Source organism: Shigella sp. FC1661, from assembly GCF_001712525.1.
GTDB classification, from domain to species: domain Bacteria; phylum Pseudomonadota; class Gammaproteobacteria; order Enterobacterales; family Enterobacteriaceae; genus Escherichia; species Escherichia coli.
The window spans coordinates 1-209 of the sequence record NZ_MDGW01000560.1 but is presented as its reverse complement, the minus strand read 5'-3'; the positions used below and the strand labels follow the sequence as shown (position 1 = coordinate 209).

Sequence of the window (209 nt, the reverse complement as noted above, 5' to 3'; positions counted from 1 at the left end):
ACGGGTTACTGATGATGAACATGCCCGGTTACTGGAACGCTGTGAGGGTAAACAGCTGGCGGTATGGATGCGGCGGGTCTGCCTGGGTGAGCCGGTTGCCGTTCCGGGAGGCTGCCGACACTGGCACCGCCGTTACTGCGTCAGCTGGCCGCCATCGGGAATAACCTGAATCAGGCAGCGAGGAAGGTGAACAGCGGGCAGTGGTCTTC

Annotated in this window: 1 pseudogene; it reads left to right on the top strand. The window is 61.7% G+C overall.

Features of this window, described 5'->3' with window-relative positions:
- Positions 1-209: pseudogene (locus BFF42_RS22310) on the top strand (MobC family plasmid mobilization relaxosome protein); the annotation flags it as partial.